The sequence below is a fragment of the Nonomuraea sp. CA-143628 genome, from assembly GCF_050942315.1.
Classification (GTDB): domain Bacteria; phylum Actinomycetota; class Actinomycetes; order Streptosporangiales; family Streptosporangiaceae; genus Nonomuraea.
Genome location: NZ_CP192072.1, coordinates 10391056 through 10417803, shown reverse-complemented (window position 1 = coordinate 10417803; position 26748 = coordinate 10391056). Strand labels below are relative to the sequence as shown.

The 26748-nt window shown below is 70.5% G+C and carries 23 protein-coding genes; 13 read left to right on the top strand and 10 right to left on the bottom strand.

Features of this window, described 5'->3' with window-relative positions; translation table 11 throughout:
* Positions 1-107 precede the first annotated feature (107 nt).
* Complete coding sequence (locus ACQP2T_RS47220; RefSeq protein ID WP_433511362.1) at positions 108-1316, top strand: saccharopine dehydrogenase family protein; 1209 nt, start codon at positions 108-110, stop codon at positions 1314-1316.
* A 453-nt stretch (positions 1317-1769) separates the two neighbouring features.
* On the opposite strand, the gene gabT is transcribed toward ACQP2T_RS47220, so the two are convergent.
* A complete protein-coding gene (gene gabT / locus ACQP2T_RS47215) occupies positions 1770-3098 on the bottom strand; it encodes a 4-aminobutyrate--2-oxoglutarate transaminase (RefSeq protein ID WP_433511361.1) in 1329 nt (442 codons plus the stop codon).
* A gap of 89 nt (positions 3099-3187) precedes the next feature.
* Between gabT and ACQP2T_RS47210 the strand changes: the two genes are divergently transcribed.
* Complete coding sequence (locus ACQP2T_RS47210) at positions 3188-4789, top strand: PucR family transcriptional regulator (protein WP_433511360.1); 1602 nt, start codon at positions 3188-3190, stop codon at positions 4787-4789.
* On the opposite strand, the gene ACQP2T_RS47205 is transcribed toward ACQP2T_RS47210, so the two are convergent.
* Positions 4740-5372 (bottom strand): TetR/AcrR family transcriptional regulator, encoded by a 633-nt coding sequence (locus ACQP2T_RS47205; RefSeq protein WP_357946438.1) that lies wholly within the window; start codon positions 5370-5372, stop codon positions 4740-4742. The genes ACQP2T_RS47210 and ACQP2T_RS47205 overlap by 50 nt on opposite strands.
* A gap of 232 nt (positions 5373-5604) precedes the next feature.
* Between ACQP2T_RS47205 and ACQP2T_RS47200 the strand changes: the two genes are divergently transcribed.
* Positions 5605-7032: an aldehyde dehydrogenase family protein gene (locus ACQP2T_RS47200; protein ID WP_433511359.1), complete on the top strand. Its 1428-nt coding sequence runs from the start codon at positions 5605-5607 to the stop codon at positions 7030-7032.
* On the opposite strand, the gene ACQP2T_RS47195 is transcribed toward ACQP2T_RS47200, so the two are convergent.
* Positions 7033-8724 (bottom strand): trypsin-like serine peptidase, encoded by a 1692-nt coding sequence (locus ACQP2T_RS47195; protein ID WP_433511358.1) that lies wholly within the window; start codon positions 8722-8724, stop codon positions 7033-7035.
* 73 nt (positions 8725-8797) lie between these two features.
* Between ACQP2T_RS47195 and dxr the strand changes: the two genes are divergently transcribed.
* The 4 genes from dxr (at position 8798) to ACQP2T_RS47175 (ending at position 14005) form a co-directional block, all read left to right on the top strand.
* Entirely contained in the window at positions 8798-9991 is a 1194-nt protein-coding gene (gene dxr / locus ACQP2T_RS47190) for a 1-deoxy-D-xylulose-5-phosphate reductoisomerase (RefSeq protein ID WP_433519926.1), read from the top strand.
* Between the two features lie 79 nt (positions 9992-10070).
* Entirely contained in the window at positions 10071-11222 is a 1152-nt protein-coding gene (gene ispG, locus ACQP2T_RS47185) for a flavodoxin-dependent (E)-4-hydroxy-3-methylbut-2-enyl-diphosphate synthase (RefSeq protein ID WP_433511357.1), read from the top strand.
* Positions 11223-11497: 275 nt separating this feature from the next.
* On the top strand, positions 11498-13126 hold the full coding sequence (locus tag ACQP2T_RS47180) for an alpha/beta hydrolase (RefSeq protein WP_433511356.1): 1629 nt from the start codon (positions 11498-11500) through the stop codon (positions 13124-13126).
* Between the two features lie 36 nt (positions 13127-13162).
* Positions 13163-14005, top strand: a complete 843-nt coding sequence (locus ACQP2T_RS47175; RefSeq protein ID WP_357948106.1) for a GNAT family N-acetyltransferase — start codon at positions 13163-13165, stop codon at positions 14003-14005.
* Positions 14006-14236: 231 nt separating this feature from the next.
* Here ACQP2T_RS47175 and ACQP2T_RS47170 read toward each other — a convergent pair whose 3' ends face one another.
* The 3 genes from ACQP2T_RS47170 to ACQP2T_RS47160 all read right to left on the bottom strand — a co-directional run bounded on the left by ACQP2T_RS47170 (position 14237) and on the right by ACQP2T_RS47160 (position 16200).
* Positions 14237-14614 carry a DUF3037 domain-containing protein gene (locus ACQP2T_RS47170; RefSeq protein WP_433511355.1) on the bottom strand — a complete coding sequence of 126 codons (378 nt, stop codon included), beginning with the start codon at positions 14612-14614 and terminating at the stop codon, positions 14237-14239.
* A complete protein-coding gene (locus ACQP2T_RS47165) occupies positions 14611-15423 on the bottom strand; it encodes a HipA family kinase (RefSeq protein ID WP_433511354.1) in 813 nt (270 codons plus the stop codon). The genes ACQP2T_RS47170 and ACQP2T_RS47165 overlap by 4 nt, the downstream gene beginning before the upstream one ends.
* A 222-nt stretch (positions 15424-15645) precedes the next feature.
* Positions 15646-16200, bottom strand: coding sequence for a hypothetical protein (locus tag ACQP2T_RS47160; protein WP_433511353.1), 555 nt, complete (start codon positions 16198-16200; stop codon positions 15646-15648).
* Between the two features lie 90 nt (positions 16201-16290).
* Here ACQP2T_RS47160 and ACQP2T_RS47155 point away from each other — a divergent pair, with 90 nt between their 5' ends.
* Positions 16291-16872, top strand: a complete 582-nt coding sequence (locus tag ACQP2T_RS47155; protein ID WP_433511352.1) for a TetR/AcrR family transcriptional regulator — start codon at positions 16291-16293, stop codon at positions 16870-16872.
* An 81-nt stretch (positions 16873-16953) separates the two neighbouring features.
* Here the strand turns inward: ACQP2T_RS47155 and ACQP2T_RS47150 are convergent, their stop codons facing one another.
* Both ACQP2T_RS47150 and ACQP2T_RS47145 read right to left on the bottom strand, forming a co-directional pair.
* Positions 16954-17823 carry a TIGR03619 family F420-dependent LLM class oxidoreductase gene (locus ACQP2T_RS47150; protein WP_433511351.1) on the bottom strand — a complete coding sequence of 290 codons (870 nt, stop codon included), beginning with the start codon at positions 17821-17823 and terminating at the stop codon, positions 16954-16956.
* A complete protein-coding gene (locus tag ACQP2T_RS47145; protein WP_433511350.1) occupies positions 17820-19067 on the bottom strand; it encodes an LLM class flavin-dependent oxidoreductase in 1248 nt (415 codons plus the stop codon). Before ACQP2T_RS47145 ends, ACQP2T_RS47150 begins: the two co-directional genes overlap by 4 nt.
* Before the next feature lie 95 nt (positions 19068-19162).
* Between ACQP2T_RS47145 and ACQP2T_RS47140 the strand changes: the two genes are divergently transcribed.
* The 3 genes from ACQP2T_RS47140 (at position 19163) to ACQP2T_RS47130 (ending at position 22688) form a co-directional block, all read left to right on the top strand.
* On the top strand, positions 19163-19972 hold the full coding sequence (locus ACQP2T_RS47140) for an LLM class F420-dependent oxidoreductase (protein WP_433511349.1): 810 nt from the start codon (positions 19163-19165) through the stop codon (positions 19970-19972).
* A 42-nt stretch (positions 19973-20014) separates the two neighbouring features.
* Positions 20015-20410, top strand: a complete 396-nt coding sequence (locus ACQP2T_RS47135; RefSeq protein ID WP_433511348.1) for a hypothetical protein — start codon at positions 20015-20017, stop codon at positions 20408-20410.
* Positions 20411-20519: 109 nt separating this feature from the next.
* Positions 20520-22688, top strand: a complete 2169-nt coding sequence (locus ACQP2T_RS47130) for a protein kinase domain-containing protein (RefSeq protein WP_433511347.1) — start codon at positions 20520-20522, stop codon at positions 22686-22688.
* On the opposite strand, the gene ACQP2T_RS47125 is transcribed toward ACQP2T_RS47130, so the two are convergent.
* The gene (locus ACQP2T_RS47125) at positions 22660-23913 is read right to left on the bottom strand and encodes a Gfo/Idh/MocA family protein (protein WP_433511346.1); all 1254 of its coding nucleotides are present in this window, start codon (positions 23911-23913) and stop codon (positions 22660-22662) included. The genes ACQP2T_RS47130 and ACQP2T_RS47125 overlap by 29 nt on opposite strands.
* 132 nt (positions 23914-24045) lie before the next feature.
* Here ACQP2T_RS47125 and ACQP2T_RS47120 point away from each other — a divergent pair, with 132 nt between their 5' ends.
* Together ACQP2T_RS47120 and ACQP2T_RS47115 are read left to right on the top strand one after the other, a co-directional pair.
* The gene (locus ACQP2T_RS47120) at positions 24046-25110 is read left to right on the top strand and encodes an ROK family transcriptional regulator (RefSeq protein ID WP_433511345.1); all 1065 of its coding nucleotides are present in this window, start codon (positions 24046-24048) and stop codon (positions 25108-25110) included.
* 72 nt (positions 25111-25182) lie between these two features.
* Positions 25183-26157 (top strand): tetratricopeptide repeat protein, encoded by a 975-nt coding sequence (locus tag ACQP2T_RS47115; RefSeq protein WP_433511344.1) that lies wholly within the window; start codon positions 25183-25185, stop codon positions 26155-26157.
* A 7-nt stretch (positions 26158-26164) separates the two neighbouring features.
* Here ACQP2T_RS47115 and ACQP2T_RS47110 read toward each other — a convergent pair whose 3' ends face one another.
* Positions 26165-26692 (bottom strand): TetR/AcrR family transcriptional regulator, encoded by a 528-nt coding sequence (locus ACQP2T_RS47110; RefSeq protein ID WP_357946503.1) that lies wholly within the window; start codon positions 26690-26692, stop codon positions 26165-26167.
* Between the last annotated feature and the right edge of the window lie 56 nt (positions 26693-26748).

Here is a 26748-nt window from a genome sequence, read left to right as displayed (position 1 = left end):
GCCTGCAGAGACGCCCCGGGCCTCCCCCCCGCTCCGGGGCGTCTCGCTTTTCCGGAGGACTGGCCAAAAATTCGACTGAATGACCAGTCAGTGAGTATGTTCTGCTCATGAGAATCCTCCTGGTCGGCGCCGGCGGCGTCGGCTCCGCTGTCGTGCCCATCGCCGCGCGCCGAGATTTCTTCGAACACATCGTGGTCGCCGACTCCCAACAGAGCCGGGCGGCGCGAGCCGTCGCCGGCGTGGACGATCCGCGCTTCAGCGCGATCAGCCTCGACGCCGCCGATCAGGCGGCGGTGGAGGCGGCGCTCCGGGAGCACCGGTGCGACGTGCTGTTCAACGCCGTCGATCCGCGGTTCACGATGCCGCTGTTCGAGGCGGCGCTGGCGGCCGGGGCGGACTACCTGGACATGGCGATGTCGCTGTCCAGGCCGCACTCCAGCCGGCCGTACGAGATGCCGGGGGTGAAGCTGGGCGACGAGCAGTTCGCGCGCGACGAGGAGTGGCGGGCGCGGGACCGGCTCGCGCTGGTCGGGATGGGCGTGGAGCCGGGGCTGGCCGACGTGTTCGCCCGCTATGCCGCCGACCACCTGTTCGACGGCATCGACGAGATCGGCGTCAGGGACGGCTCGAACCTGGTCGTGGACGGCTACGACTTCGCGCCGACGTTCTCCATCTGGACGACGATCGAGGAGTGTCTCAACCCGCCCGTCGTCTGGGAGGACGGGCGGTGGCACACGACCGAGCCGTTCAGTGAGCCCGAGGTGTTCGACTTCCCCGAGGGCATCGGTCCCGTGGAGTGCGTGAACGTCGAGCACGAGGAGGTGCTGCTCGTGCCCCGCTGGATCCCGGCCAAGCGGGTGACGTTCAAGTACGGGCTCGGCGAGGAGTTCATCGGCGTGCTCAAGACCCTGCGCAAGCTCGGGCTGGACAGCGCCGACAAGATCAGGGTCGGCGGTGCCGACGTGGCGCCGCGTGACCTGGTGGCGGCGAGCCTGCCCGACCCGGCGACCCTCGGCGACCGGATGCACGGCAAGACGTGCGCGGGCACCTGGGTGAAGGGCACCGGCAAGGACGGCGGGCCCCGCGAGGTGTACCTCTATCACGTGGTCGACAACGCCTGGTCGATGCGCGAGTACGGCTCGCAGGCCGTCGTCTGGCAGACCGCCGTCCACCCCGTGGTCGCGCTGGAGCTGCTGGCTCGCGGTGCCTGGAGGGGCGCGGGCGTGCTGGGGCCGGAGGCGTTCGACGCGGTGCCGTTCCTCGATCTGCTGACCGAGTACGGCTCGCCCTGGCGGATCCGCGAGGCGGCCGCCTGACGCCGTCTCTGGCGCGGGGGAAAGGCTCCGGCGCGCGGAAAGGCTCTAGCGTGCGGGGAAAGCGACTACGGTGGCCATCGGCGCCGGGATGAGCGCTTCGGCGCAGTCGGCGCAGGCCAGCACGGGAGAGTCGTCGGGGAAGCGCCCGACGCGGACGCGCGGCCTGGGCCATCTCTTGTGGCAGACCACGCAGGCTTCGCCCTCGAGCTGTGCCCGGCTCAAACCATCAGGGTCGAACGTCAACATTCTCTGTGCCGTTCCTGTCGGACCCCAGTTCATCATGCTCCCAGCAGCGGTCGGCCACTCGTATACCGGATCCGTTATAAGCCCGGGCGCGCTCCTGATCGTCTAGGGCAGCGTCAAGCTCGGGTGAATTCTCTACCCGGCTCACACGCCTTACACCTACAAAAACGGGCATCCAGCCACAAGCTGGATGCCCGTTTCGCGCGTTTCCTACAGCTCAGCGAAAGCTTTCTCCAGGATGCCGAGACCCTCCTCAAGCAGGTGCTCGGGCATGACCAGCGGCGGCAGGAAGCGCAGCACGTTGCCGTACGTGCCCGCGGTGAGCACCAGCAGGCCCTCCGCGTGGCAGCGCCGGACGACCTCGGCGAGCGCGGCCGGGTTCGGCTCCTTCGTGCCCGGCTGGACCAGCTCGACGGCGATCATCGCGCCACGGCCGCGCACGTCGCCGATCACGTCGAAGCGCTCACGCAGCGCGTGGAGGCGGGGGAGCATGATCTCGCCGATGCGGCGGGCCTTGGCGACCAGGTCCTCCTCGGCGATGGTCTCCAGCACGCCCAGCGCGGCGGCACAGGCGACCGGGTTGCCGCCGTACGTGCCGCCCAGGCCGCCGGAGTGCACCTTGTCCATGATCTCCGCGCGGCCGGTGACGGCGGCGAGCGGGAGTCCGCCCGCGATGCCCTTGGCGGTGGTGATGAGGTCGGGCACGATGCCCTCGTCCTCGCAGGCGAACATCTGCCCGGTACGGGCGAAGCCGGTCTGCACCTCGTCGGCGACGAACACGATGCCGTTGTCCCGGCAGAACTCGGCGATCCTCGGCAGGAAGCCCTTGGCCGGCTCGATGAACCCGCCTTCGCCGGCGATCGGCTCGATCACCACGGCGGCGACGTTCTCGGCGCCGATCTGCTTGACGATCATGTCGATGGCCTGCGCGGCGGCCTCCTCCGCGCAGTTCTCCGGGCCCGTCGGCCAGCGGAACGGGTAGGCCAGCGGCACCCGGTACACCTCCGGCGCGAACGGGCCGAAGCCCTGCTTGTAAGGCAGGTTCTTGGCCGTCAGCGTCATGGTCAGCAACGTGCGGCCGTGGTAGCCGTGGTCGAACACGACGACCGCCGGGCGGCCCGTGGCGTGCCTGGCGATCTTGACGGCGTTCTCGACGGCCTCGGCGCCGGTGTTCAGCAGGACCGTGCGCTTCTCGTGGTCACCGGGGGTCAGCTCGTTGAGCTTCTCGCAGACCTCCACGTACGACTCGTACGGGGTGACCATGAAACAGGTGTGGGTGAAGTCGGAGACCTGCTCCTGAACCCGCTCGACCACCTTGGGCGCGGCGTTGCCGACGCTGGTCACGGCGATGCCGGAGCCGAAGTCGATCAGCGAGTTGCTGTCGGCGTCCTGGACGACGCCGCCGCCGGCGCGCGTCACGAAGACCGGCAGCGCGGTGCCGATGCCCGGGGGCACGGCGGCCTGCTTGCGGGCCAGCAACTCCTGCGATTTCGGGCCTGGGATCGCGGTGACGAGACGACGCTCCTGCGGAATGCTCATAGGCCCGACGCTACGCCGGGCGCTCACCTGGTCCGATGCGTCGATATGTCACACTGGAGTGCCCGTCTTTGCCGGAATGGACAACTCGTATGGCGCCTTCGCTGCGGACCGTGGTGCGACGGACCGGGCTGCGGCCGCTGGTCGGCACCTTGGACTCGGTCGTGCGCTGGGTGGCGGTCAGCGAGCTGGAGGATCCGACACCCTACCTGGAGGGCGACGAGCTTCTCCTGACCACAGGCATGCGGCTGGAAGGCGACTTTACGCAATATGTCGCCCGCCTGGTGGCGCGTGGCGTGGCCGGGCTCGCCCTCGGCGTCGGGCTCTCGCACGAAGCGGTGCCGCCCGCCCTGCTGACGGCGGCCACCGCGGCCGGACTGCCTCTGCTGGAGGTGCCGCGCGAGACGCCGTTCATCGAGGTCGGCAAGGCGGTCAGCGACCTGCTCGCCGCCGAGCAGTACGACGAGATCACCCGCGCCTTCGCCGCCCAAGGCCGGCTCACCCGGGCCGCCCTGCGGAGCGAGGGCCCGTACGCGGTCATCGACCGGCTGGCCAAGGAGGTCGGCGGCTGGGCCGCGCTGCTGGACGAGCACGGCGAGGTACGTCACGCCACCCGCGCCGCCAAGGCCGAGGCGGCGGCCCGCGAACTGGCCCGGCTGCGCGGTGAGCACGGTGTGTGGCGGGGTGGCGCGGCCAACGGGCGGCCGCCCGCGAGCCTGGCGCTGTCCGGGCCGGACGAGCACGTCGTCCTGCAGCCGCTGGGCGGGGGGCCGAGGCCGCGCGGGTTCTTCGTGGTCGGGGCGTCCCGGGCGTTCTCGCCCGTCACGCAGACGGTCATCAACGCGGCCGGGTCGCTGCTCACGCTGGCCGTCGAGCAGGGCGGCGCGCAGCGGGAGGCCGAGCGCCGGGTGCGCTCGGCCGTACTGGGGCTCCTGCTGGACGGAGGTAAGGGGGAGGGGCGCGCGGGGCCGGCCGGTGTGGAGCGGGCGCGCGCGGTGCTGGCGCCGCTCGGTGGGCGGCTGCCGGAGGAACCGGTGGTGGTGCTGGCGGTGGCGGGCGACGCGCTCGACGCGGTGGAGCCGCACGCCTTCACCGCCCGCCTCGCCGAAGCCGCCCGCCTTCCTGAAGCCACTCGCGTCCGTGAAGCTGCCCGCCTCTCCAATGCCGCCCGCGTCCCTGAAGCCGCTTCGCTCGGGTCGCCGGTCGTGGTGCTCGTGGCCGCGGCGGAGGCAGAGAAGGTGGCCGCGCTCGCCGAGGGGACCGTCGGGATGAGCGCGCCCAGCGCGTACGGTGAGCTGCCCGGCGCGCTCGACCAGGCCAGGCGGGCGTTCGAGAGCGGCCGTGACGGCCTCGTCAGGTTCGCCGACCTCGCCGGCCAAGGGCTGCTGACCCTGCTCGACCCCGCCGCCGCCCAGGCGTTCGCGGCGGCGCTGCTCGCGCCCCTCACCAAGTACGGCTCGCGGGCCAACCTGATCGAGTCGCTGCGCGCCTACATCGGCAGCAACGGCCACTGGGACGCGGCGGCCCAGCGGCTCGGCATCCACCGCCACACGCTCCGCTACCGCATGAAGCGGGTCACCGAACTGCTGGGCCGGGACCTGGACGATCCCGGAGTGCGAGCCGAGCTCTGGATCGCGCTGGCGGCTACTTCTTCTGCCTGTCCACCAGGTAGCAGCAGATCGTCGCCGTCGTGACCGCCTCGTAGGTGCGGCCGTCACGCAGGTGACCGGCCCGCTCCAGGCTGATCGCGCCCTGGGCGGCGGCCCACAGCGCGTCGGCGATCTTGCGGGGCTGGGTCGGGACGAGGTACCCGGCGGAGATGCAGTCGGCGATCACCCGGTCGAGGATGTTGAGCGCCGCGCGGGCCAATGTCCTGGCCCGCTCGCTGGGTTCGAAACCGGGGATCGCCCGCTCGAACATCAAGCTGTAGTAGCCGGGCTCGGCCAGACACGCCTGACGGTAGGCGGGGCCGAGCGCGGTGAGGTTCTCGAGGGCGTCCCGCCGCTGCGGGACCGCGTCCAGAAAGCGCCGGAAGCGTTCGAATCCCTCCAGGTAGAGGGCCTCCGCCAGCCCTTCCCTGTTGCCGAACATCGTGTAGATGACCGTCGTCGTGCAACCGGCCTCCGTGGCGATCCTGCGCATGGTCAAGCTCTCGGGGCCGTCGCTGAGCAGCAGGTTGACCGCGACGTCGAGAAGCCGGGAGCGCAGTTCGTCATGGGTGGCCCGCTCACCGAGCAAGTAGGCGCCTTGGAGCCCGAGAGGCGCCGAGGAGGTCATGGGGCCACGCCTTTCTGCGTCGGGGGCCCGCCGCGCTGAGGACCCGCACACGATGACTTAGCCAGCCGGGAGAAAGTTCAAACCGCCCTGCATGGTAAACATCCCGAATTAGGTCTACTTCTGTTACATCCTGGGTAGGCAAGGGAGGTTGTACTTAACGGTGAGGTCTGGTGGGGGTCTTGTGCACGGTGGTGTACGTCCCCGATCGTCGCCTTGGCATAACGTCGAGAACATGGACGTGCGTACCTTCTGGCTCGCGGGCCGGCCAGCCACCGGCGACTCCCAGCTCACCGTGACCAATCCCCACGACGGTCGCGACGTCGGCCGCTATTCTGTGCCCACAGACGCCCAGGTGGAGGAGGCCGTCGCGGCCGCCCACGCGGTCGCCGGGCAGGCCGCCGCGCTCCCCGCGCACGTACGCGCCGAAGCGCTGGCCCACGTCTCGCGCCGCATCGCGGAGCGGGCCGACGAGATCGCTCACCTGATCACCGCCGAGAACGGCAAGCCGATCTTCTGGGCCCGGGGCGAGGTCACCCGCGCGATCGCCACCTTCCGCTTCGCCGCCGAGGAGACCCGCCGCTGGTCGGGCGGTGTGCAGCGGCTCGACACCGAACCCGCCGCCGCCGGGCGCCTGGCGTACGTCTCCCGACTGCCGTACGGGCCGGTGCTCGCGATCACGCCGTTCAACTTCCCGCTGAACCTGGTCGCCCACAAGGTCGCGCCCGCCATCGCCGTCGGCGCGCCCGTCATCGTCAAGCCGGCGCCCGCCACGCCGCTCACCTCGCTCCTGCTCGGCGAGCTCCTGGCCGAGACCGACCTGCCGGCCGGGATGTTCTCCGTGCTGCCGGTCGAGAACGAGCGCGCCTCCGTCCTGGTGGAAGACCCCAGGCTGCCGGTGGTGTCGTTCACCGGCTCCGCGCCGGTCGGCTACGCGATCGCCGACCAGATCCCGCGCAAGCACGTGACGCTCGAACTCGGCGGCAACGCCGCGGCCGTCGTGCTGAGCGACGCCGACCTCGACTGGGCGGCCCAGCGCGTCGCCCTGTTCTCCAACTACCAGGCCGGTCAGAGCTGCATCGCCGTGCAGCGGGTGATCGTCGAGCGGCCCGTCTACGACGCCTTCGTCGAACGCCTGCTCCCGGCCGTCGGCGGGCTCGTGACCGGTGATCCGGCCGACGAGAAGACGCAGGTCGGACCGCTGGTCTCGATCCACGCCGCCGAACGCGTCGAGCAGTGGGTCCAGGAGGCGGTCGACGGGGGCGCCCGCGTGCTCGCGGGCGGCACCCGCGAGGGCGCCACGTACGCGCCCACCGTCCTGGCCGACGTGCCCGGCGACGCCAAGGTCCTGCGCGAGGAGGTCTTCGGGCCGGTCATGGTCCTGCAGCCGGCCGCGAACATCGACGAGGCGTACGCGATGGTCAACGACTCCAGGTACGGCCTCCAGGCCGGGGTGTTCACGCGGTCGCTGGACGCGGCCTTCCGGGCCAACCGGGAGCTGGAGGTGGGCGGTGTGATCATCGGCGACGTGCCGTCGTACCGGGCCGACCAGATGCCGTACGGCGGCGTGAAGGACTCCGGCATCGGCCGCGAGGGCCTGCACTCGGCGATGACGGACTACACCTACGAGAAGGTCATGGTGCTGACCGGGCTGTCGCTCTGACTATGCCCGCTGGGCCGTGTCGAACAGGGCCTTGGCGGCGTCGCCGAAGTAGGGGCCGTACATGGTGCGCTGGTCGTCGCTGTACTTGAAGCTGCTCAGCGACGTGATCTCGCCGGTGCCCGTGGCGGGGTCGAAGCCGGACAGCCACGGGCCGCCGCTGGATCCCGCCGTCATGTCGCAGCCCAGGCCCTGGTCGCGGGTCTGCTTGTAGGGGTCGCCGTGCAGGCGGCCCGCGCAGTAGACCAGGTGCTCGCCGTCGTAGGGCGGGTCGGCCGGGAAGCCGAAGCCGAACGTCTGGCCGCCGCGCGGGCCGTTGAAGGTGATCTGCTGGCCGCCGACCACGTCCGTGACGTGCTGGCTCTCGGCGGTCGTCAGGGCCACCATGCCCACGTCGTAGCTGTCGTCGGCGGAGTGCGCCCACGGGCCGGTGACGAACATGCGGCGGGCGGCGTACTGGCCGTAGGGGTGGCCGCCGCCGTCGCGGTAGCCGGGCACGAACTGCCAGTTGGCCGCCCACTCGCCGGTGCCGTCCTTGACGCAGTGGCCGGCGGTGACCACGAGGTCCCTGCTCGCGCTCTTGACCGTGCTCGCGGAGCACACGAAATCGATGCCGCTGACGGTCAGGAAGACGCGGCCGGTGGTGCGGGTCACCGCGCCGCCGGTCAGCCAGCGGGAGCCGGACGTGGTGGTCAGGGGTCGGGCCGACTGGAAGCGGGGGACGGGGATCTTGGCCTTCTCGCCTTCGCGGAGCACCTTCTCGCCGGTCGCTTTCTCGCTGGTGGCCTTCTCACCGGTCAGGCCGGGTGCCGCGGCGATCCCGGTCTTCTTGGCGAGGCCGCCCAGCAGGCCGTCACGCTTGGTCACGATGCCGAGCATGTCGATCGGCAGGGCGTCGGCCATCCGGGCCGGTGTCCAGTAGTCGAGCACGCGCCGCTGCTCGGCGGGGCTGCGGGCGGCGACGTGCTCGACCACCTCCGTCCGCTTGGCCGTGTGCACGACCTGCTTGGCGACGCGATGGGCGGGGTCATGGTGCTGGACGGGCATGGCGCCGATGAGTGCGGGGCCCATCAGCCCCGTGACGAGCGGTACGGCTGTCAGCAAGGGGGTGCTCAGGCTCATGACCCCCGAGTGTGCACCACAAGATGTGTTCTTGTGACTACTTTCGGTGAATGGCTTCAGAGGGCGTTGGTGCTCTGGGCGGCTTGGTAGACGGCTTGGGCCTCTGACCCGAAATAAGGGCCGAACATCATTGAAATTCTGGAACCATGGACCGCCGCTCGAACCACTGGTCATGTCGCAGGTCAGACCCTGATCCTTGGACATCAGGAAATCGTCGAACGCGCGGCCGCTGCAGTAGGTCAGCTTCGAGCCGTCGTACGGGGCCGCCGCCGGGTAGCCGAAGGCGTACATCTGCTGGCGCCGCGCCTGGTTGAACGCCACGTCCTGGCCGCCCACGACGTCGGTCAGCGTTTTGCCCCGCAGCGGCGCCACCACAGCGGCGGCGACGTCGAAGTCGATGTCCTCGCCGGCGTTCCACTGCGGGGTGGTCAGCAGCTTGGTGGCCGCCCAGGTGCCGTTCGGGCGGCTGCCGTTGTCGTATCCGGGGACGAACACCCAGTTGGTGTGGAAAGCGCCGCCCATCTTGACGCAGTGGCCCGCGGTGAGCACCACGCTCTTGTTGGCGCTGGTCACGGCCGAGCCGGAGCAGGAGGCGGACGGGAGAGGCGCGTGCCTGCTCGCTTCCGGCAGCGGGGACAATGGACAGGTGCACGCAGACACCCTCCGCTCCGTCATCGTCCTCGGCTCCACCGGCTCGGTCGGCACCCAGGCACTAGATGTCATCGGCACCGATCCGGGCAGGTTCAGGGTCGCCGGGCTCGCGGCCGGTGGCGGGAAGGTCGAGCTGCTCGCCGAGCAGGCGGCCGAGCACGGCGCCGAGGTGGTGGCCGTGGCCGACGCCGCGGCCGTGCCGGCGTTGAAGGAGGCGCTCGCGGCGCGCGGCGCGAGCCCGGCGGTGCTCGCGGGCCCCGAAGGGGTCGCGGAGGCGGCGGCCTGGCCGTGCGACACGGTGCTCAACGGCATCACCGGCGCGCTCGGCCTGACCTCCACGCTGGTCGCGCTGAAGGCGGGCCGGACACTCGCCCTGGCCAACAAGGAGTCGCTGATCATCGGCGGGCCGCTGGTCAAACGGCTGGCCAAGCCGGGGCAGATCCTGCCCGTCGACTCCGAGCACTCGGCCGTGCAGCAGTGCCTGTGGGCCGGTGGTCCCGACGGTCATCGGCCCGAGGCGGTCAAGCGGCTGGTCATCACCGCGAGCGGCGGGCCGTTCAGGGGGCGCAAGCGCGCCGACCTGTTCGACGTCACGCCCGAGATGGCCCTGGCGCACCCCACCTGGTCCATGGGTCCCATGATCACCATCAACTCGGCCACCCTGGTCAACAAGGGGCTGGAGGTCATCGAGGCGCACCTGCTGTTCGACATCGGCTTCGACCGGATCGAGGTCGTGGTGCACCCCCAGTCGATCATCCACTCCATGGTCGAGTACATCGACGGCTCCACCATCGCCCAGGCCAGCCCGCCCGACATGCGGCTGCCCATCGCGCTCGCGCTCGGCCACCCCGAGCGGATCGCGGGCGCCGCGGCCCCCATCGACTGGACCCGGGCCCAGGAGTGGACCTTCGAGCCGCTCGACGACGATGCCTTCCCCGCCGTCGCGCTGGCCAGGCACGTCGGCACCGAGGGCGGCACCGCGCCCGCCGTCTACAACGCGGCCAACGAGGCGTGCCTGGAGGCGTTCATCGGCGGCGGGCTGCGGTTCCCGGCTATCGTCGACACGGTCGCCAAGGTCGTCGAAGAGCACCGGGTGACCCCCGCGGACTCGGTCGAGGAGGTGCTCGCCGCCGACGCCTGGGCTCGCACCCGCGCGAGCGAGCTCGTACGGGTCGCGGCGGGCGGATGAGACCTGGGACGGAGCTCACAGCCCGGCAGTCCCACGGGCTACCTACACTGGATACCGTTACCGAAACTCAAGGGTTGAAATGACTTCTGTAGCACTCGGCATCCCCACGGTCCGTCCCAAGCCGCTCGCCCAACGCCGGCACTCCCGCCAGATCATGGTCGGCGGTGTCCCGGTCGGTGGCGACGCGCCGGTCTCCGTGCAGTCGATGACCACCACGGTGACCGCCGACATCAACGCCACCTTGCAGCAGATCGCCGAGCTGACCGCTTCGGGCTGCCAGATCGTGCGGGTGGCCGTGCCGTCGCAGGACGACGCCGACGCGCTGCCCGTCATCGCCCGCAAGTCGCAGATCCCGGTCATCGCCGACATTCACTTCCAGCCGAAGTACGTGTTCGCGGCCATCGAGGCGGGCTGCGCGGCGGTGCGCGTCAACCCCGGCAACATCAAGAAATTCGATGACAAGGTGGGCGAGATCGCGCGGGCCGCGGCCGATCATGGCGTGCCGATCCGCATCGGCGTCAACGCCGGCTCGCTCGACCCCCGGTTGCTGCAGAAGTACGGCAAGGCGACCCCCGAGGCGCTGACCGAGTCGGCGCTGTGGGAGTGCTCGCTGTTCGAGGAGCACGGGTTCCGCGACATCAAGATCTCGGTCAAGCACAACGACCCCGTCGTCATGATCAACGCGTACCGGCTGCTGGCCGCCCAGTGCGACTACCCGCTGCACCTGGGCGTGACCGAGGCCGGTCCGGCCTTCCAGGGCACGATCAAGTCGGCGGTCGCGTTCGGCGCGCTGCTGGCGGAGGGCATCGGCGACACCATCCGCGTCTCGCTGTCGGCCCCGCCGGTCGAGGAGGTCAAGGTCGGCACGCAGATCCTGGAGTCGCTCGGGCTGCGGGAGCGCGGGCTGGAGATCGTCTCGTGCCCGTCGTGCGGGCGGGCGCAGGTCGACGTCTACACGCTGGCGGAGCAGGTGCAGGCGGGTCTTGAGGGGCTGAAGGTGCCGCTGCGGGTGGCCGTGATGGGCTGCGTCGTCAACGGGCCGGGGGAGGCCCGCGAGGCCGACCTGGGGGTGGCCTCGGGCAACGGCAAGGGGCAGATCTTCGTCAAGGGCGAGGTCGTGAAGACGGTGCCGGAGTCGCAGATCGTCGAGACCCTGATCGACGAGGCCCTGCGCATCGCCGACTCGATGGGCATCGCGCTCGACGGCGAGCCGGAGGTTGTCGTCGGCTGATTTAGACCCATATTTTTTTACGGCTCAGCCCGGTTGGCCCCAGACGCCGACCGGGCTGAGCTCTGTCCAGGGGCACGCTCCTCCGGTGGAGGTGGCGCGCCGCCGTGACGTGCGCACTCTTGGCCAGTGGCGGGGCAAATCGGGCACCCCGGCCGTCTGCGAGTACGTTACGGCGTGCAATTGGGCGATTACAGAATGGTAAGCGTTCTTCCATACCCAGCGTCATGACTCGGCTACTCAGAGACCATCGGTCTGCCAATCGAATGGGAGGCCGTGTGAAGCGGGTCGTAAGAGTGGTCGTCGGGATGGCGATGCTGGTGCCGGTGGTCGGGGGAGCGAGTAGCGCCGTGGCCGCCGGGAGAGTCGTGAGTTCGGGACTGGACTGGGGGGCCTGCCCGGTGGCGTCGTCATCGTCGAAGACGGAGACGGACGCGGCCGATTCCGGGACGGTCGTCAATCGGTCCGCGCCCCGGGTGAGCGGTGTCGAGTGCGCCTCCGTGCGGGTGCCGCTCGACTACAACGAGCCGGCGGGGCAGTCGATCACGCTGGCGCTCAACCGGATCAAGGCCAAGGTGCCGCGTGACGGCGGCGACTACCTGGGCCCGCTGCTGGTCAACCCCGGCGGGCCGGGCGCTTCGGGCCGGTCGCTGGCCGAGTACGTGTCGGCGACGCTCTCGCAGAAGGCCGCCGACCGTTACGACATCATCGGCTTCGACCCGCGCGGCGTGGGCAACAGCGAGCCCGCCATGCACTGCGTCGACCCCGCCGTCTACTACGCCCCGCCCAGGCCCGACGCGGTGCCGCGCGATGAGGAAGACGAGAAGGTGCTACTCGGCAGGGCCAGCGAATACGCCAGCCGCTGCGGCGACCTGTACGCCTGGCTGCTGCCCCACCTGACCACCGAGAACACCGCCCGCGACATGGACAGCATCCGCGCGGCCCTCGGCGAGTCGCAGATCAGCTTCCTCGGCTACTCCTACGGCACCTATATCGGCGCCATCTACGCCACGCTCTTCCCCGACCGGGTCAAGCACCTCGTCCTGGACAGCACGGTCGACCCGGACGGCGTCTGGTACAAGGCAAACCTGGCCCAGGACCGCGCCTTCGAGCGCAGGCACCGCGCCTTCCTGGCCTGGACCGCCAAGAACAACGCCGTCTACAAGCTCGGCGGCTCGCTCACCCAGACCTCCTTCGCCTGGTACGCGATGCGCTCCAGGCTGCACGACCGCCCGGCCGCCGGGGTGGTCGGCCCGAGCGAGCTCGACGACACGTTCACCGTGGCCGGCTACAGCGACAGGATCTGGCCCGACCTCGCCGCCGCCTGGTCCAGGTACGTGCGGCAGGGCGACGGGAAGGCGCTGGTCGACGTCTACAACAAGTACGGCAAGCCGGACGCCGATGAGGAGAACGGCTACGCCATCTACCTGAGCGTGCAGTGCCGCGACGCCCAGTGGCCCACGTCCTGGGACAAGTGGCGCACGGACATGACCCGGGTGTACCGGCAGGCACCGTTCCTCACCTGGTCCAACGCCTGGTACAACGCCCCGTGCGCGTTCTGGTCCGTGCCGGGCGGCACTCCGGTCAAGATCAACGCGTCCAAGCGGCTGCCCCCGATCCTGATGATCCAGTCGAAGGACGACGCCGCGACGCCGTACCAAGGCGCCCTGAACATGCGCAAGCTGTTCCCGAGCGCCCGCATGGTCGTCGACGCGGGCGGCAACCACGGGTCCTCGCTGTCGGGGAACCAGTGCGTGGACCGGCACCTGGTCGCGTACCTGGTCGAGGGCACGGTCCCGCGGCACACCGCCAACTGCGACAAACTGCCGGCGCCCAAGCCAACGGCCCATATGGCGGCCCTTAGGCCTCTAGGTCACGAAAGGCGCACCGAGCTCCTCGCCAGATGAGCTATTCGGTGGTCGTTCGCGTAGTCTGACCATGTGATGCTGCGTACATCGGCGTCGCGTGTGCTCGATGACAGCGACCGGGACGAAGCCCTTGCCTTGCTCGACTTCGATCCGGTCGCCAACGTCTTCGTCTCCTCCCGGGTGCGGACCGTCGGACTCAATCCGGCGCGGCTGGGCGGGCAGATGTGGGGGTTCGGGCCGCGCGGCGGGCTCGTCTCGCTCTGTTACGCGGGGGCAAACATGGTGCCGGTCAACGCCGGTCCCGAAGCCGTGCACGCCTTCGCCGACCGCGCCCGCAAGCAGGGCCGCCGCTGCTCGTCCATCGTGGGTCCCGCCGACGCGGTCTCGCTGCTGTGGGAACGCCTGGAGCCGTACTGGGGCCGGGCCCGCACGATTCGCTGGGCACAGCCGGTCATGGCCACCTCGCGCAGGTCGCCCGTGCCCGCCGACCCGCTGGTCCGGCGGGTCCGCCCGGACCAGTTCGAGACCCTGCTGCCGGCCTGCGTATCGATGTTCACCGAGGAAGTGGGCGTCTCACCCAACCTCGGCGACGGCGGCGCCCTCTACCGAACCAGGGTTGCCGAGCTGATCCGCATCGGCAGGTCCTACGCGCGCATCGACGACGGCCGCGTGGTGTTCAAGGCCGAGGTCGGCGCGGTCACTCCCCATGCCTGCCAGATCCAGGGGGTGTGGGTCGACCCCGCGCTGCGCGGCCAGGGGCACGCGGTGGCCGGGATGGCGGCGGTCGTGGACGCCGCCCTGGACTGCTTCGCCCCTGTGGTCTCGCTGTACGTCAACGACTTCAACCACTCGGCGCGGGCGGTCTACCGGAAGGTGGGCTTCCACGAGGTCGACACGTTCATGTCTGTGCTGTTCTAGCGCGGCGTCGCTGTGCGTTCGCCGGGCACGCGTTCTTCCGCTGCTCGGAGGGGTGTCCTTCCACGGGGGCATCTGCCGTGACGGACCGTCTCCTCGCGAGGGGGCGTCCCTCCTTGGGGCCTCTGCCACGGCGGACGGTCTTCCTCCGCTCCCCCGAAGGGGGTATCTCCCAAGGAGTCCCCAGTCACGACGGACCGTCACACGGATGGGGACGGTCGTGTGACGGAGGGGTCAGAGCCGGACCAGTTTGTCGAAGAGTCTGGCCAGCTCGGTGTCCGGGTCGGCGGTGAGACCGGCGTGGACGGGCCCGGTCTGCACGATCGTGCTGCGCGGTGCCGTCAGCCAGCGGAACCTGCCGCCGAGCGACTCCTTGGCCAGCGGTCCGGACTCCTCGCCGCAGGCCAGCTCGTAGGCTTTGAGCGCCTGTCGTACACCGTCGATGTCCACCACCGGGTCCAGGGCGCGCAGCCGGGTCGCGTCGAGAGCGACGCGCGCGCAGAGGTAGTCGCGTGGCTGGCAGTAGAGCAGCACACCCGCGTTGATCAGCTCGCCGCGCTCGACGCGCGGCATCACGCGGATCACCGCGTACTCGTAGACGTCCCTGCTCATCGGTCGCCTCCCCGCCAGAACTCGCCGACGGAGGCCGGTCCCGTGGGTTCGCCGACCGGGGTCTGGGGCGGTCTCAGCCACTCGTACGGTGCCCGCGCGCGCTGGAGCAGGTGGTCGACATAGGCGTCGCGGACGGCCTGCGCCGAGTCGAAGCCGGGTTCGTCGTCGAGCCATTCGTCGGGCACCAGCGCGGTGACGGTCTCCAGGAGCTCCGGAGTGATCTTCGCGGACAGCTCGGCCCCCGCGATCTCCAGGTGAGTGGCGAACGGCGCCAGCACATGGTCTTCCACATCGAACGGCCGTCGAGGGTCGGCCGTCCGCCAGTTGTGGTGGAACCAGAGCGCCGCGCCATGGTCGATCAGCCAGATGTCGCGGTGCCAGACGAGCAGGTTGGGGTTGCGCCAGCTGCGGTCGACGTTGTGGATCAGGCCGTCGAACCAGACCACCCGCGAGGCGAACATCCGGTCGGGCGTCCACGTCAGCGGCTCGAACCCGAGGGAGCCGGGCAGGAAGTCGATCGCCAGGTTGAGGCCGGTGCTCGCCTTGAGCAGGTCCTGCACCTCCTCGTCGGGCTCCCGGATGGCGATCTGCGGGTCGAGGTCGATCAGCTTGATCTCGGGCGTGCGGAGTCCGAGCCGCCTGGCCAGCTCGCCCGAGATGATCTCAGCCACGAGCACGCGACGGCCCTGGCCGGCTCCCCGGAACTTCACCACGTAGGTGCCGAGATCATCTGCCTCGACCACGCCCGGCAGAGATCCGCCCTCGCGCAACGGCGTCACATAACGGGTCGCCGCGATCTTTTCCAGCACGACACGAGGCTATCGTCCTGTGTGAGCACTTCCGCCCCGCTACCTCACCGACCGGCGCCGACGGCCATGGCCGCGTGCGTGTCCTCGCGTGGGCGGTCAGGCGCAGGCTTGGGTGGCGCACGGTATGACGTGGTGGGGTCGGTCGCGGGTCCGATTGGCGGGGAGCGCGGCGTGGTGAGGGTCGGTCGCGGGCTCGGATGGCGGGGAGCTTGACGTGGTGGGTCAGGTGCGGGCTCGGATGGCGGAGAGCATGATGCGGCGGATCAGGCCGCTGCCGAGGCGGATGACGATCCAGTAGCGGCGGAAGGCGCGGCGGGCGTCGGGGCTGGTGGCCAGGACCCTGGTCTCGGTGACCAGGCGGACGCGCCCCGGCCCCGCGTCGTCCAGCAGGAAGCTGAACGTCGCCTTCGCGTATCCGGGCTGGTCGAAGGCTCGGAACGCGGCCACGTCGTCGATCGCCGGGGTGTGCTCGGCACGGCCCAGACGCCACCACTGCCCGACCTTCCCGACGACGAGCTCCCGCATCGGGTCTTCGGCCAGCGGGGTGAAATCGGGCAGGTTCCGCTTCGGTCGGTCGCCGGGGGAGCGGTCGATCAGCCGCCGGAGGGCGAACAGCGGCTTGGCCAGGCGGACGTCCTTTGGGTCCAGGTGCGTGATCGCCTGCCAGCACGGGAGGCGTTGATCACGATCGAGTGCCGTTCCGCCGCGTCCGGGCGGGGGATGAAGTCGTCTACCAGGGTCGGCATGGGGGGCTCCTCGCGCTCGGGGCCTGCTCACGGCCTCCATACGGTTGCGTATGGAGGAGACTATACGCCGCCGTATGGCACGCTGTCGGAGCGGGGTGCGGTCGAGCGAGGGAGGCGTGGGGTGGCTGAGCGAGGGAAACGTGGGGCGGCCGAGCGGTTGGGGCCCGACGACTGGGCGAGGGCCGCGCTGGCGGCGCTCGCGGAGGGTGGCCTGGGCGCCGTGGCGGTGGAGCCCGTCGCGGTACGGCTCGGCGTCTCGAAGGGCAGCTTCTACTGGCACTTCGCCAACCGCCGAGCACTGGTCGAGGCGGCGCTGGCGCACTGGGAGGCCGGGACCGAGCGGGTCATCGCCCGGCTGGAGTCGCTCGACGAGCCCGTGGCGCGCATGCGGACCCTGCTGGACCTGGCCTTCGGTGACGCGGAGAACGCGGCGATCTCGTTCCGGCTGATCAGCGAGGTGGGCGATCCGCTGGTCGGCGAGGTGGTGCGGCGGGTGAGCCGACGACGCCTGGAATTCATGCAGGACGTACTGCGGGAGCTCGGCCAGCCGGAGGAGGAGGCGCGCAGGCGGGTGCTGGCGGCCTACAGCGGTTACCTCGGGCTGGCCGCCCTCGTGCGCGTCGGGGCGGTCGACGAGGTGCCGGGGTCCCTGGTCGATCTGGCCATGGCCGAGCTGGGCCTGCCCCCGGCCGCCCCCTCATGACGACGACGTCCTTCAGCAAAGGCGACGTCCTTCAAGAAAGGCGACGCCTCTCACGAAGGCGGCTCACACCGGCGACGCCCTTCACATCTTCGCGATGACCTCCTCCGCGAAGCGTTCCATGGTGGCGATCTTGAGCTCCAGGGTGCCCTCGCCGTACCGCTGCTTCTCCTCAGGGGTGGCCAGCCACCACGGGGCGGCCATCGTCCCGGTGACTCCCTTGGCGGCGAAGTGCCGGTAGGTGTCGGCGTCCGGCAGCACCGCCAACGGGGCGATGATCTCGAACGGCCCGGTCCTGCCGTTCTCGTTCAGCAACCGTCGCAAGGAGTCGAGCACGGTGTCGAGCTGCTCCTCCGTGTAGATGCGGTTGCCGATCCAGCCGTCGCCCAGCTTCGCCGCCCGGCGCAGCGCCGCCTCGCTGTCGCCGCCCACCATGACCGGGATCGGCTGGGCGGGGGTGGGTGAGATAGACAGCTCGGGCAGGCCGTCGATGGTGACGGTATCGCCGGTCCAGAGGTCCCGGAGCGCCGGGATCATCTCGTTGAGCCGCCGCCCACGCGTGTGGAAATCCTGGCCGGTGGCGGCGAACTCCTCCGCGCACCACCCGACGCCCACCCCGAACGTGACGCGGTCCCGCGACAGCACCGCCGCCGTGGACACCTGCTTGGCCACGGTGAACAGGTCGCGGGCCGGGGCGATGTAGACGTTGGGGGCGAAGCGCAGCGTGGTGGTCACGGCGGACATCGCGCCGATCGTCACCCACACGTCCGGCCAGTGCGTCTCGGCGGTCCAGCGCGGCCGGCCGGACTTGGAATAGGGGTACGGTGTCGCGAAGTCGGCGTAGAAGAGGTGGTCCGACAGGGTGAGCGTGTCGAACCCACACCTTTCGGCCGTCCTGGCCAGCTCCAGGAACTGGTCGGTGTCCGCGAACGAGGCTCCCAGCCAGAATCTCACTGGAACTCCGGAATGACCTTGGTGGCGAACATCTCCAGGTTCCGCTTGACCGTGTCGAGCGGCAGCACGCCCTGCTGTCCCTGCATGTAGAGGCCGAACCACTCCAGGTCGGGCATCCGGTCGAGCATCCGCTGGATGCCGCGCTTGACGTCGTCGGGGGTGCCGAACAGCGCCATCTCGACGTCGTTCATGCGCTTGGCGTCGCCCTTCTCGGGGGAGATGGGCTTGTGTTTCTCGTCCTCCTTCTTCCGCAGCACCTCCAGGTAGCCGAAGGGGCCGAAGAAGGCGGCGAAGTCCTTGGGGATGCTCCGGCCGAAGGTGTTGATCGCCTCCTCGGTCGTGTCCGCGATGCCGACGATCTTGAGGATGCCGGTGTGCTCGCCCAGCTTGTAGTCGCGGCCCTGCCGGGCGGACTCCTCCTGGTAGAGCTTGGCCTTGGCGGCGTGGTCGTCGGGGTTCGGGGTGAACATCCACGGCATGATGTTCTCCTGCGCGGCCCTGATGACCGAGCGGTCGGAGATCGTGAACGGCTGCCACAGCTCGGGGTACGGGTTCTGGTACGGCCGTGGGCAGACCGAGACGGCCTGCACCTTGTCGTCGTCCGAGATCTCACCGGGCGCGCCGAACGTCTTGGTCCACTCCAAGGCGGGCCAGCCCTCGATGCCGTCGAACGGATAGGGCACCTCGTAGTCAAGTACGTCGGACTTGTAGCGGATTGTCTCCTGGGTCCAGGCCATCTTCATGATCTTCAGCACCTCGCCGAAGACGTCGAAGTTCCGCGTGTCGGAGGCCGAGCCGTCGGAGCGGGCGGCCGCCGCGTGCCAGCGCTGGCCCAGTACGTTCATCCACCGGTTCTGGTAGCCCCTGGCCACGCCCAGCCGGAGCCGTCCCTTGCAGAACTGGTCGAGCAGCGCCACGTCCTCCGCCGCCCGGATGGGGTCCCAGGCCGGCAGCACCATGCCGAGCGGGGCGAGCAGGATGCGTTCGGTCCTGGCCGCGAGGTCGGTGAGGAACATCAGCGGGTTGACCGAGAACTCCATGCCTTCCGAGTGGAAGTGGTGCTCGGTCATCATCAGCGCGTCGAAGCCGATCTGGTCGGCGTGGACGGCTATCTCCCGTACCTCGTGCAGCAGCTTCTGGTACGACTCCGTGTCACGTCCGATGGGCCGCTTGGCCTTGGCGTTCTCCTCGGCCGCGTATCCGGAGCCCGGAATCTGGGGATTCAGGAAGATGGAAAACTTCACCGGGAGACCTCTTTCCGCGGGACGCTTCTCTGACCGGCAAGCTACTCTAGAAATCTTAGCCGAGCAATCGCTTGGTTGACGTCAAGGAGAGACGCATGCGGCTTGGTGTCACCATGTTCACCACGGATCTGGGCATGCCGGTCGTGGATCTGGCCAAGGCTGCCGAGGAGCGCGGATTCCACTCGCTCTACGTACCGGAGCACACCCATATCCCGGTCTCGCGGCGCACACCGCACCCGATGGGGCTGGACGAACTGCCCGACGAGTACAAGCGGACGCTGGACCCGCTCGTCGCGCTGTCGTTCGCCGCCGCCGTCACCGAGCGGCTGGTCGTCGGCACCGGCATCCTGCTCGCCGCCCAGCGCGACCCCATCGTGACCGCCAAGGCGATCGCCACCCTCGACCAGCTCTCCGGCGGGCGCGTGACGGTCGGCGTCGGCTTCGGCTGGAACGTGGAGGAGATCGAGAACCACGGCGTGCCGTACGACCAGCGGCGCGAGGTCGCGCGGGCCAACGTCCTGGCGATGCGGAAGCTGTGGCGGGACGAGGTGGCCGAGTTCGACGGGTTCGAGCCGTCGTGGTCGTGGCCCAAGCCGATCTCCGACCCGCCCGTCTACATCGGCGGCGCGGCGGGTCCGAAGCTGTTCGCGCACGTCGCCGAGTGGGCCGACGGCTGGATCCCGATCGGCGGCAAGGGAATCAAGGCCGCACTGCCCGCCCTGCGCGAAGCCTGCGACAAGGCCGGCCGGCCGATGGCCAAGGTCATCCCCTTCGGGACGTTGCCGACCAGGGAGAAGCTCGACTACTACGCCGAGCTGGGCATCGAGGAGTCGGTGGCCAACCTGCCCAGCGGATCGGCCGACGAGATCCTGCCGCTGCTCGACCAGTACGCCCAGTTGATCTGAGACTGCCGTACTGTCGGAGGCTTCCTGGAGGGGGTCGAGGCGATGCGGCGGGCACGGGCGTGGCAGGTGGTCGTGGCCGGTGTCGGGCTGGCCATGGGGGTGGCCGGGTTCGTGCTCTGGTTACGGGGGGCGCAGAGTCCCGGGCTGGCCGGACAGTGGACAGGGTCGACGGACACGGGGTCCGGCTTTCCGGTGGCGATGGAGCTGGCGGACGGCGGCTCGGCTCTGCGGTGGGGCGCGGGGTTGCGTTGTTCTGGGCGGCTCAGCCCGACGAGGGGGCGGCTCGTGTTCACGCTCGACCGGGTCAAGGGCGAGGGGTGTGTTCCGGGGACGCTGCGGGTGTTCCCGACGCCGGAGCCCGACCAGGTGGTCATCAAGATGACACGTCAGGGTGACACGGACATTACCTATTCAGGCACGCTCTCACGACATTCTTGACCGGCTGTGTCACGGTCAGGCGGCATTGCGTCGATCACCGTTGACTGTCCGGCGTCCGTTGCCTTCAGTTGGATGCAGAAGGTGGGTGGCGGCGAGGGGAGGCAGCCCCGTGCCAACGGCACAGCCACTCAGAACGGGGGATCCGCGGCGGCTCGGCGCCTACGAGCTGTCCGGGCGTCTGGGCGAGGGCGGCCAGGGCGTGGTGTACCTCGGGACGAGGGCCGAGGACGTCTACGCGGTCAAGCTGCTGCACGGGCCCGTGGGGGACGAGAAGCTGGCGTTCCTGCGGGAGGTGGAGCTGGCCAAGCACGTGGCGCGGTTCTGCACGGCCCAGGTGATGGACGCCGGGTTCGACGACGGCCGGCCGTACATCGTGAGCGAGTACGTGGACGGGCCGTCGCTGCAGCGTGAGGTCGCGCTCACCGGGCCGCGCCGTGGCGCGGCGCTCGAACGGCTCGCCGTGGGCACGGTCACCGCGCTGGCGGCGATCCACCGGGCGGGCATCGTGCACCGAGACTTCAAGCCCCAGAACGTGCTGCTCGGTCCGGACGGGCCACGGGTGATCGACTTCGGGCTGGCCAGGGCGCTGGACGCGGCGGCCACGGTGAGCGGGCGGGGAGTGGGCACGCCCGCGTACATGGCGCCGGAGCAGATCACCGCGTCGGCGCTCACGGGAGCGGCGGACGTGTTCTCGTGGGCGGCCACAATGTGCTTCGCGGCCAACGCGTCGGCGCCGTTCGGGCAGGACTCGGTGGCGCCGGTGCTGCACCGCATCCTGACCGCGCCGCCGGAGCTCGGACGGCTGGACGGGTCGTTGCGGGAGCTGGTGGTGGCATGCCTGGACAAGGACGCCAGGAACCGGCCGACCAGCCGGGAGTTGCTGCTGGCGCTGCTGGGTGACGCCGGCTCCGCGCCGCCGGAGGTGCTGCGCTCGCCGCCGTCGCACATCCTGCGGGTGACGCCCGCCCCGTCGGTGGCGAGCGGGGTGCCGGACCGGCTGCCGCCGCCCTACCCGATGGCCGAGCCGGAGGCGACGGGGGCGGCCGGTGGCTACCGGTGGCAGGGCGCCTCGGCGGAAGGTGTCGCGTCGGAGGGCGTCCCATCCCGGTCGCCGACGGTCCCACGGCAGGGCACCGGGCAATCGGACGCCCAGCTGAACGGCGCCGGGGAACCGGACGTCTGGCCGCACGGTGCTGGGGAACCGGACGTCCGGCCGCACGGCGTTGGTGAGCCGGACACCCGGCGGAATGATGCCGGGGACGCCGGTCCGCCCTACGACGGCGCCCTCTCTCCCGATAGCGGCGCCGTCTCTTCCGGTGGTGGTCCCACAGGTCTGTCGGGTGAGCGGCGGCAGGATACCCGTCAGGCGGTGGGCCGGGCGGCGCTCGCGGTCACCGCCGCGCTCCTCGTGAGTGGCGCCGTGCTGGTCAGCGTGCTGGTGCCGACGTTCAGGGACGAGAAGGAAGCCCGTCCGCAGGCGGCGGCCGTCCAGCCATCGGTCGTGACGACCGCGCCGCCCGCGACCACGTCCCCGCCCACCCGGGCGGCGACCAAGCGGGGAGAGCAGGCAGGGGCGAGCCATGTGCCCTCCACCCAGGGACCGTCCGTCGGCGTCGCCGGAGTGCGGGTGCCGGTGGTGGCCGGGATGGGGCGGACGGCGGCGGTCGCGGCGCTCAAACGGGCCGGGTTCGTGGTGGGGGAGGTCACGCAGGTCGACTCGCGGCGGAAGATCGGCGAGGTGCTGAGCAGCAGTCCCAGCGGTGGGGCCACGGTGGCGCGGGGGAGTACGGTCTCGCTTCAGGTGTCGGCGGGGCTGGCGGTGCCGGCGGTCGCCGGGGTGGAGCGCAAGCAGGCCGAGGCGGCGCTGGTCAGCGCCGGGCTGGTGGTGGGCGCGGCGAAGAGCGTCTGCTCCGATCGGCCGGAGGGGCAGGTGCTGTCCAGCGAGCCGGGGGCGGGGAGCCGGGTTTCAGGTGGTACGAAGGTGCTGCTGGTCGTCGCCCGCAACGGGGCCACGGTGCCGTCCGTCGTCGGGCAGCCCAAGGCGGCGGCCCGGGCGGCGCTGCGGGGGGCCGGGTTCGCCGTGAGCTTCAAGACGCAGGTGGTCACGGACGACGCTCAAGTCGACGTGGCACTCTCGCAGAGCGTCGCGGCCGGGAGCTGCGCCAAGGCGGGGGCCGCCGTGGTCGTGACCGTCGGCGTCGTGGACCAGGGCGGGGGCGGTCCCGATCCGACCGAGCCCACGCCGACGGTCACCGTGGAGACCCCTCCGCCGGACTGACGGCCCCGGGTGTGACTTCCGCGATCTCGCCCCGAAGACGGGACCGCTCGGCCGCCCAGGCGATGAGATGGCTGTGCAGGCTCTCGCTCGGCGAGGAGAGGATCTGGGCGCGGTCGCGGGTGCGTACCGCCGTCAGGAACGCCTCTACCAGCGCCTCGTCACCGCCGCCGTGCCCACCGCCGGCGGTGGCGTCGCCCGTGGGGCGGGTGTCGACCGTGTCGGTGCCGCCGGTGAGGAAGTCGGTGACGGTCAGGCGGTCGCCGTCGCCCTCGATCGAGCCGCGGGTGCCGAAGATCCGGGTCTGGCGGTGCGCGGCGGGGGTGAAGGCGGTCATGGTGAACGCGACGGTGACGCCGCCCTCGAACTCCAGGTTCACCACCTGGTGGTCGACCACGTCGTTGTCGCAGGCGTACACGCACCTGCCGTACGGGCCGGTCCTGAGCGCTTCGAGGACGCCGCGCTCGGAGACGTCGTCGGTGACCACGTTCAGCGGCCACGCCTCCTTGCCCGCCAGCGGAAGGTAGATGCGCTTGGCGGAGTACGGGCAGGTGTCCTCGACGGCGCAGTCGAGGCAGCGGTCGGCCGCGCCCTCGGGCCGGTGCTCCGGCCGGAAGTGCTTGAGGCCGCCGAACGACGACACCTTGGTGACCTGCCTGCCGGTGAGGTGTACGAGCCAGTCGAGGTCGTGGCAGGACTTGGCGAGCAGCATGAACGTCGACTCGTCGGACCTGCGCCAGTTGCCGCGTACGTACGAGTGCGCCTGGTGCCACCACCCGACCGGCTCCAGGTGCTGGATGCTGACGATCTCACCGATCCGGCCGGCGTCGAGCAGCGCCTTCAGCGCGCGGGTGTACGGCGTGTAGCGCAGTACGTGGCAGACCGCGAAGATCGCGTCGGAACGCTCGGCGGCGGCCACGATCGCCCGGCAGTCCTCCTCGGAGACGGCCATCGGCTTCTCCAGCAGGATGTCGTAGCCCAGCTCGGCGAACCGCACCGCGGGCTCGACATGATCGGCGTCCTGCGTCGCGATGATCACGGCGTCGGCCTGCCGGGGGAGCGCCGCCAGCTCGCGCCAGTCCGCGTACGGCGTCGCGCCGGGATGCCTGGCCCGGCGGCTCTCGACCGGATCGGCCACCGCGACCACCCGCGCCCCGCCGGACTCGACGGCATGAGCGGCGTAGGTGGTGCCCCGAGAACCCGCGCCGACGATGGCGAGAGTAACCATTACGCCTCCACTTATGTAACTAGTTATCGTATGCCGGCCGATGCTAGGATCCGCAGAGTTGGTCGTCAAGTGGGAAGTTATGAGAGAGGGTCACGAAAGTTGACCGAGCTCCGGCCGGGAGACGCTTCGCTGTTGCGCAAGGTCAATACCCAGGCGACGCTCAGCGCCCTGCGGCGCGAGGGCGTGTCCACGCTGACCCGGCTCGGCCGGATCACCGGGCTGTCCAGGCAGACCGTCGAGACGGTGCTCGACGAGCTTAAGGACCGAGGCTGGGTCAGGGAGGTGCCGCCGGACGAGGGGGTCATGGGACGGCCCGCCCGCCGGTTCGCGTTCCGGGCGGACGCCGGCTACGTGGTGGGCGTCGACGTGGGTCACGAGCGGATCGTGGTCTCGGTGGCCGACCTCAACGGCGAGGTCGTCGCCTGCGAGCGGGCCGCCGTCTCCGAGCGGACCGCCGCGCCCGAGCGGCTGGCGGCGGCTCGTCGCGCCGCGCTGGCCTGCGTCGACGGCGCGGGTGTCTCACGGACGCGCGTGCTGGCCGTGTCGGTGGGGACTCCGGGCGTCGTCGATCGCTCGGGGCGGGTGTCGCTGTCGATCACGCTGCCGGGGTGGACGGGCGTGGACCTGGCGGGGGTGGCCGGGCGGTGGTTCGGCTGCCCGGCGCCGGCCGCCAATGACGCGAACCTGGCGGCGCTCGCCGAGCACTGGCGGGGCAGCGCCCAGCACGCCTCCGACGTCGTCTACATCCTGGTCGGGCGCTGGCCGGGCGCGGCCATCCTCATCGGCGGGAGCCTGCACCGTGGCCGGTCGGGAGCCGCGGGCGAGATCGGCACGCTGCGCCAGGCCGGCTGGGCGACCGCCGCGATCGAGCTGGTCAAGGAGGGCGGCGCGGCGGAGGTGTTCGCGGCGGCGGAGGCGGGCGACGCGCACGCGGCGCGCCGGGTGGACCGCTACGCCGAGAAACTGGCGATCGGCGCCTCGGCGCTCGTGCTCGCCGTGGACCCCGATCTGCTGGTGATCGGTGGCGGCTACTCGCGGGCGGGCGACGTGCTGCTCGGGCCGCTCCGCCGTCACCTGGCCGCGCTCTGCCTGAGCGCGCCCGAGGTGGTCGCCTCGACGTTCGGCGACGAGTCCGTCGCTCTGGGCGGGGTACGGCTGGCGCTCGATCACGTCGAACGCGAGGTGCTCGGCCTCTAGCCGGTGACCCGCCGCTGATCGTCGAACGAGGCATCATGAAACAGCGGGATAACGGGACAAAGGAGAGAACCCTTGGGAAACGGATCGCTGGCCATGCTGAACGAGTGCCTGGACCGTGTCTATGCCGATCAGGACGTCTCCCGCACCCTTGATCCGGCGCTGCTCGAACACGCCCACCGCCTGTTCGCGGCCCACGATGACGGACGGCCCGACATCGACGTTCTCTCAACTGTGGGCGTCTTCCACTGGTTCCGCTTTCTCGCGCTCGACGGGAAGGGTCCCGACGAGATGGAAATGGCGGTCAGGGCGTTCGCCCGCTGTCAGATCTATGCCGACAACCCCCTGCCGGAGTACCTCGTTCCCCATGTGCTCAACGAGGCCATGGATCTGGCCACCGACCTCCTGCAGCGGATGGCGACCTCCGACGACCCGCTCCTCGCCGACCAGGCCGTGGACGCGTGGCGACGCATCGAGGCCGCCATGCCCGCCGACAACCTCATCCGGGCCTCGGCACTGAACAACCTCAGGGTCGCGTTGTTGATGCGGTACGGGAACACGGGAGAGCCGGCGGATCTGGAGGAGGCGGTCGCCGCCGGAAGGCAGGCGGTGCGGGTCGCCCCCGCCGACGACCCCGACCGGGTCGCGTACCTGATCTACCTCGGTGACACGCTGCAGATGTGGTCCCGGGAGGCCGAGGAGCCCGCGTACGCGGAGGAGGCGATCGCCGTCTGGGAGCAGGTGTCGCAGATTCTTCCCGCCGAGTCTCCCCATCGAGCGGCATCGCTGTCCGGCTTCGGGCACGCGTTGCTGACGCGGGCCATCCGGACCGAGTCGCTTGAAGATCTGGACAAGACCATCGCTCTGTGGCGGGAGGCCGTTCACATCTGCCCCGCCGATCACCCTGATCGGGTCAGGTATCTGTCCAACCTCGGTCTCGCGCTGGAGATGCGGTACGACCTGACCGCGGACTCGACATATCTGGAGGAAGCGATCGCCGTCAGGGAGCGGGCGGCACAGGCCGCCGAGGACGCGGGAGAAAGCGAGTGACGGGCCGCTAGATGGCCAGGGCGGTGCGGACCAGCAGGTCGCGTACCGTCTCCTCGGGCAGGTCCATCGTCTGCACGACGCCCCACTGCAGGGCGCCGATCACGGCCCAGCCACGGATCCTGGCAGCGGCGTCGGGGTCAGGACCGGCGAGCCTGGCGAAGATCTCGTCCCTGAACGGCCTGATGGCCTCGCCCCGCGAGCCCGGCAGCGCGTCGTCGGCGCCGACGATGTCCTCCATCAGCAGGCGGATCACCGTGCGGTGGCGTACCACGAAGGTCGCCAGCGCCTCGACGAACGCCTGCCTGTCGCCCGCGAAGTCGGTGTCCAGCAGGACCAGGACGTCGTCGCCGGCGGGCGCGGTGAGCTCGGCGGCCAGCCGGTCCTTGGGGTGGAAGTGGTAGGCCACGGCCGTCTTGGTCAGGCCCACGGCGGCGGCGATGTCGGCCAGCGAGGTGGCCGCGTAGCCATGGGTCGCGAACAGCTCCCTGGCGGCGGCCAGAATCCGGGAACGCGTGTCGTCGGGTGTGTTCATCATCTCATTTCCCCGTGATCTACAGCTTTCCGGATATTTCGTGTTTAACGTGGCTCTGT

Bases quoted from the DNA above. Each gene is read 5' to 3' on its own strand.
- ACQP2T_RS47200 (WP_433511359.1), top strand. From the start codon at position 5,605: ATGGACGTGCGTACCTTCTGGCTCGCGGGCCGGCCAGCCACCGGCGAC.
- ACQP2T_RS47175 (WP_357948106.1), top strand. From the start codon at position 13,163: ATGCTGCGTACATCGGCGTCGCGTGTGCTCGATGACAGCGACCGGGAC.
- gabT (WP_433511361.1), bottom strand. From the start codon at position 3,098: ATGAGCATTCCGCAGGAGCGTCGTCTCGTCACCGCGATCCCAGGCCCG.
- ACQP2T_RS47110 (WP_357946503.1), bottom strand. From the start codon at position 26,692: ATGATGAACACACCCGACGACACGCGTTCCCGGATTCTGGCCGCCGCC.
- ACQP2T_RS47220 (WP_433511362.1), top strand. From the start codon at position 108: ATGAGAATCCTCCTGGTCGGCGCCGGCGGCGTCGGCTCCGCTGTCGTG.
- ACQP2T_RS47125 (WP_433511346.1), bottom strand. From the start codon at position 23,913: ATGGTTACTCTCGCCATCGTCGGCGCGGGTTCTCGGGGCACCACCTAC.
- ACQP2T_RS47135 (WP_433511348.1), top strand. From the start codon at position 20,015: ATGCGGCGGGCACGGGCGTGGCAGGTGGTCGTGGCCGGTGTCGGGCTG.
- ACQP2T_RS47210 (WP_433511360.1), top strand. From the start codon at position 3,188: ATGGCGCCTTCGCTGCGGACCGTGGTGCGACGGACCGGGCTGCGGCCG.
- ACQP2T_RS47205 (WP_357946438.1), bottom strand. From the start codon at position 5,372: ATGACCTCCTCGGCGCCTCTCGGGCTCCAAGGCGCCTACTTGCTCGGT.
- ACQP2T_RS47140 (WP_433511349.1), top strand. From the start codon at position 19,163: ATGCGGCTTGGTGTCACCATGTTCACCACGGATCTGGGCATGCCGGTC.
- ispG (WP_433511357.1), top strand. From the start codon at position 10,071: ATGACTTCTGTAGCACTCGGCATCCCCACGGTCCGTCCCAAGCCGCTC.
- ACQP2T_RS47170 (WP_433511355.1), bottom strand. From the start codon at position 14,614: ATGAGCAGGGACGTCTACGAGTACGCGGTGATCCGCGTGATGCCGCGC.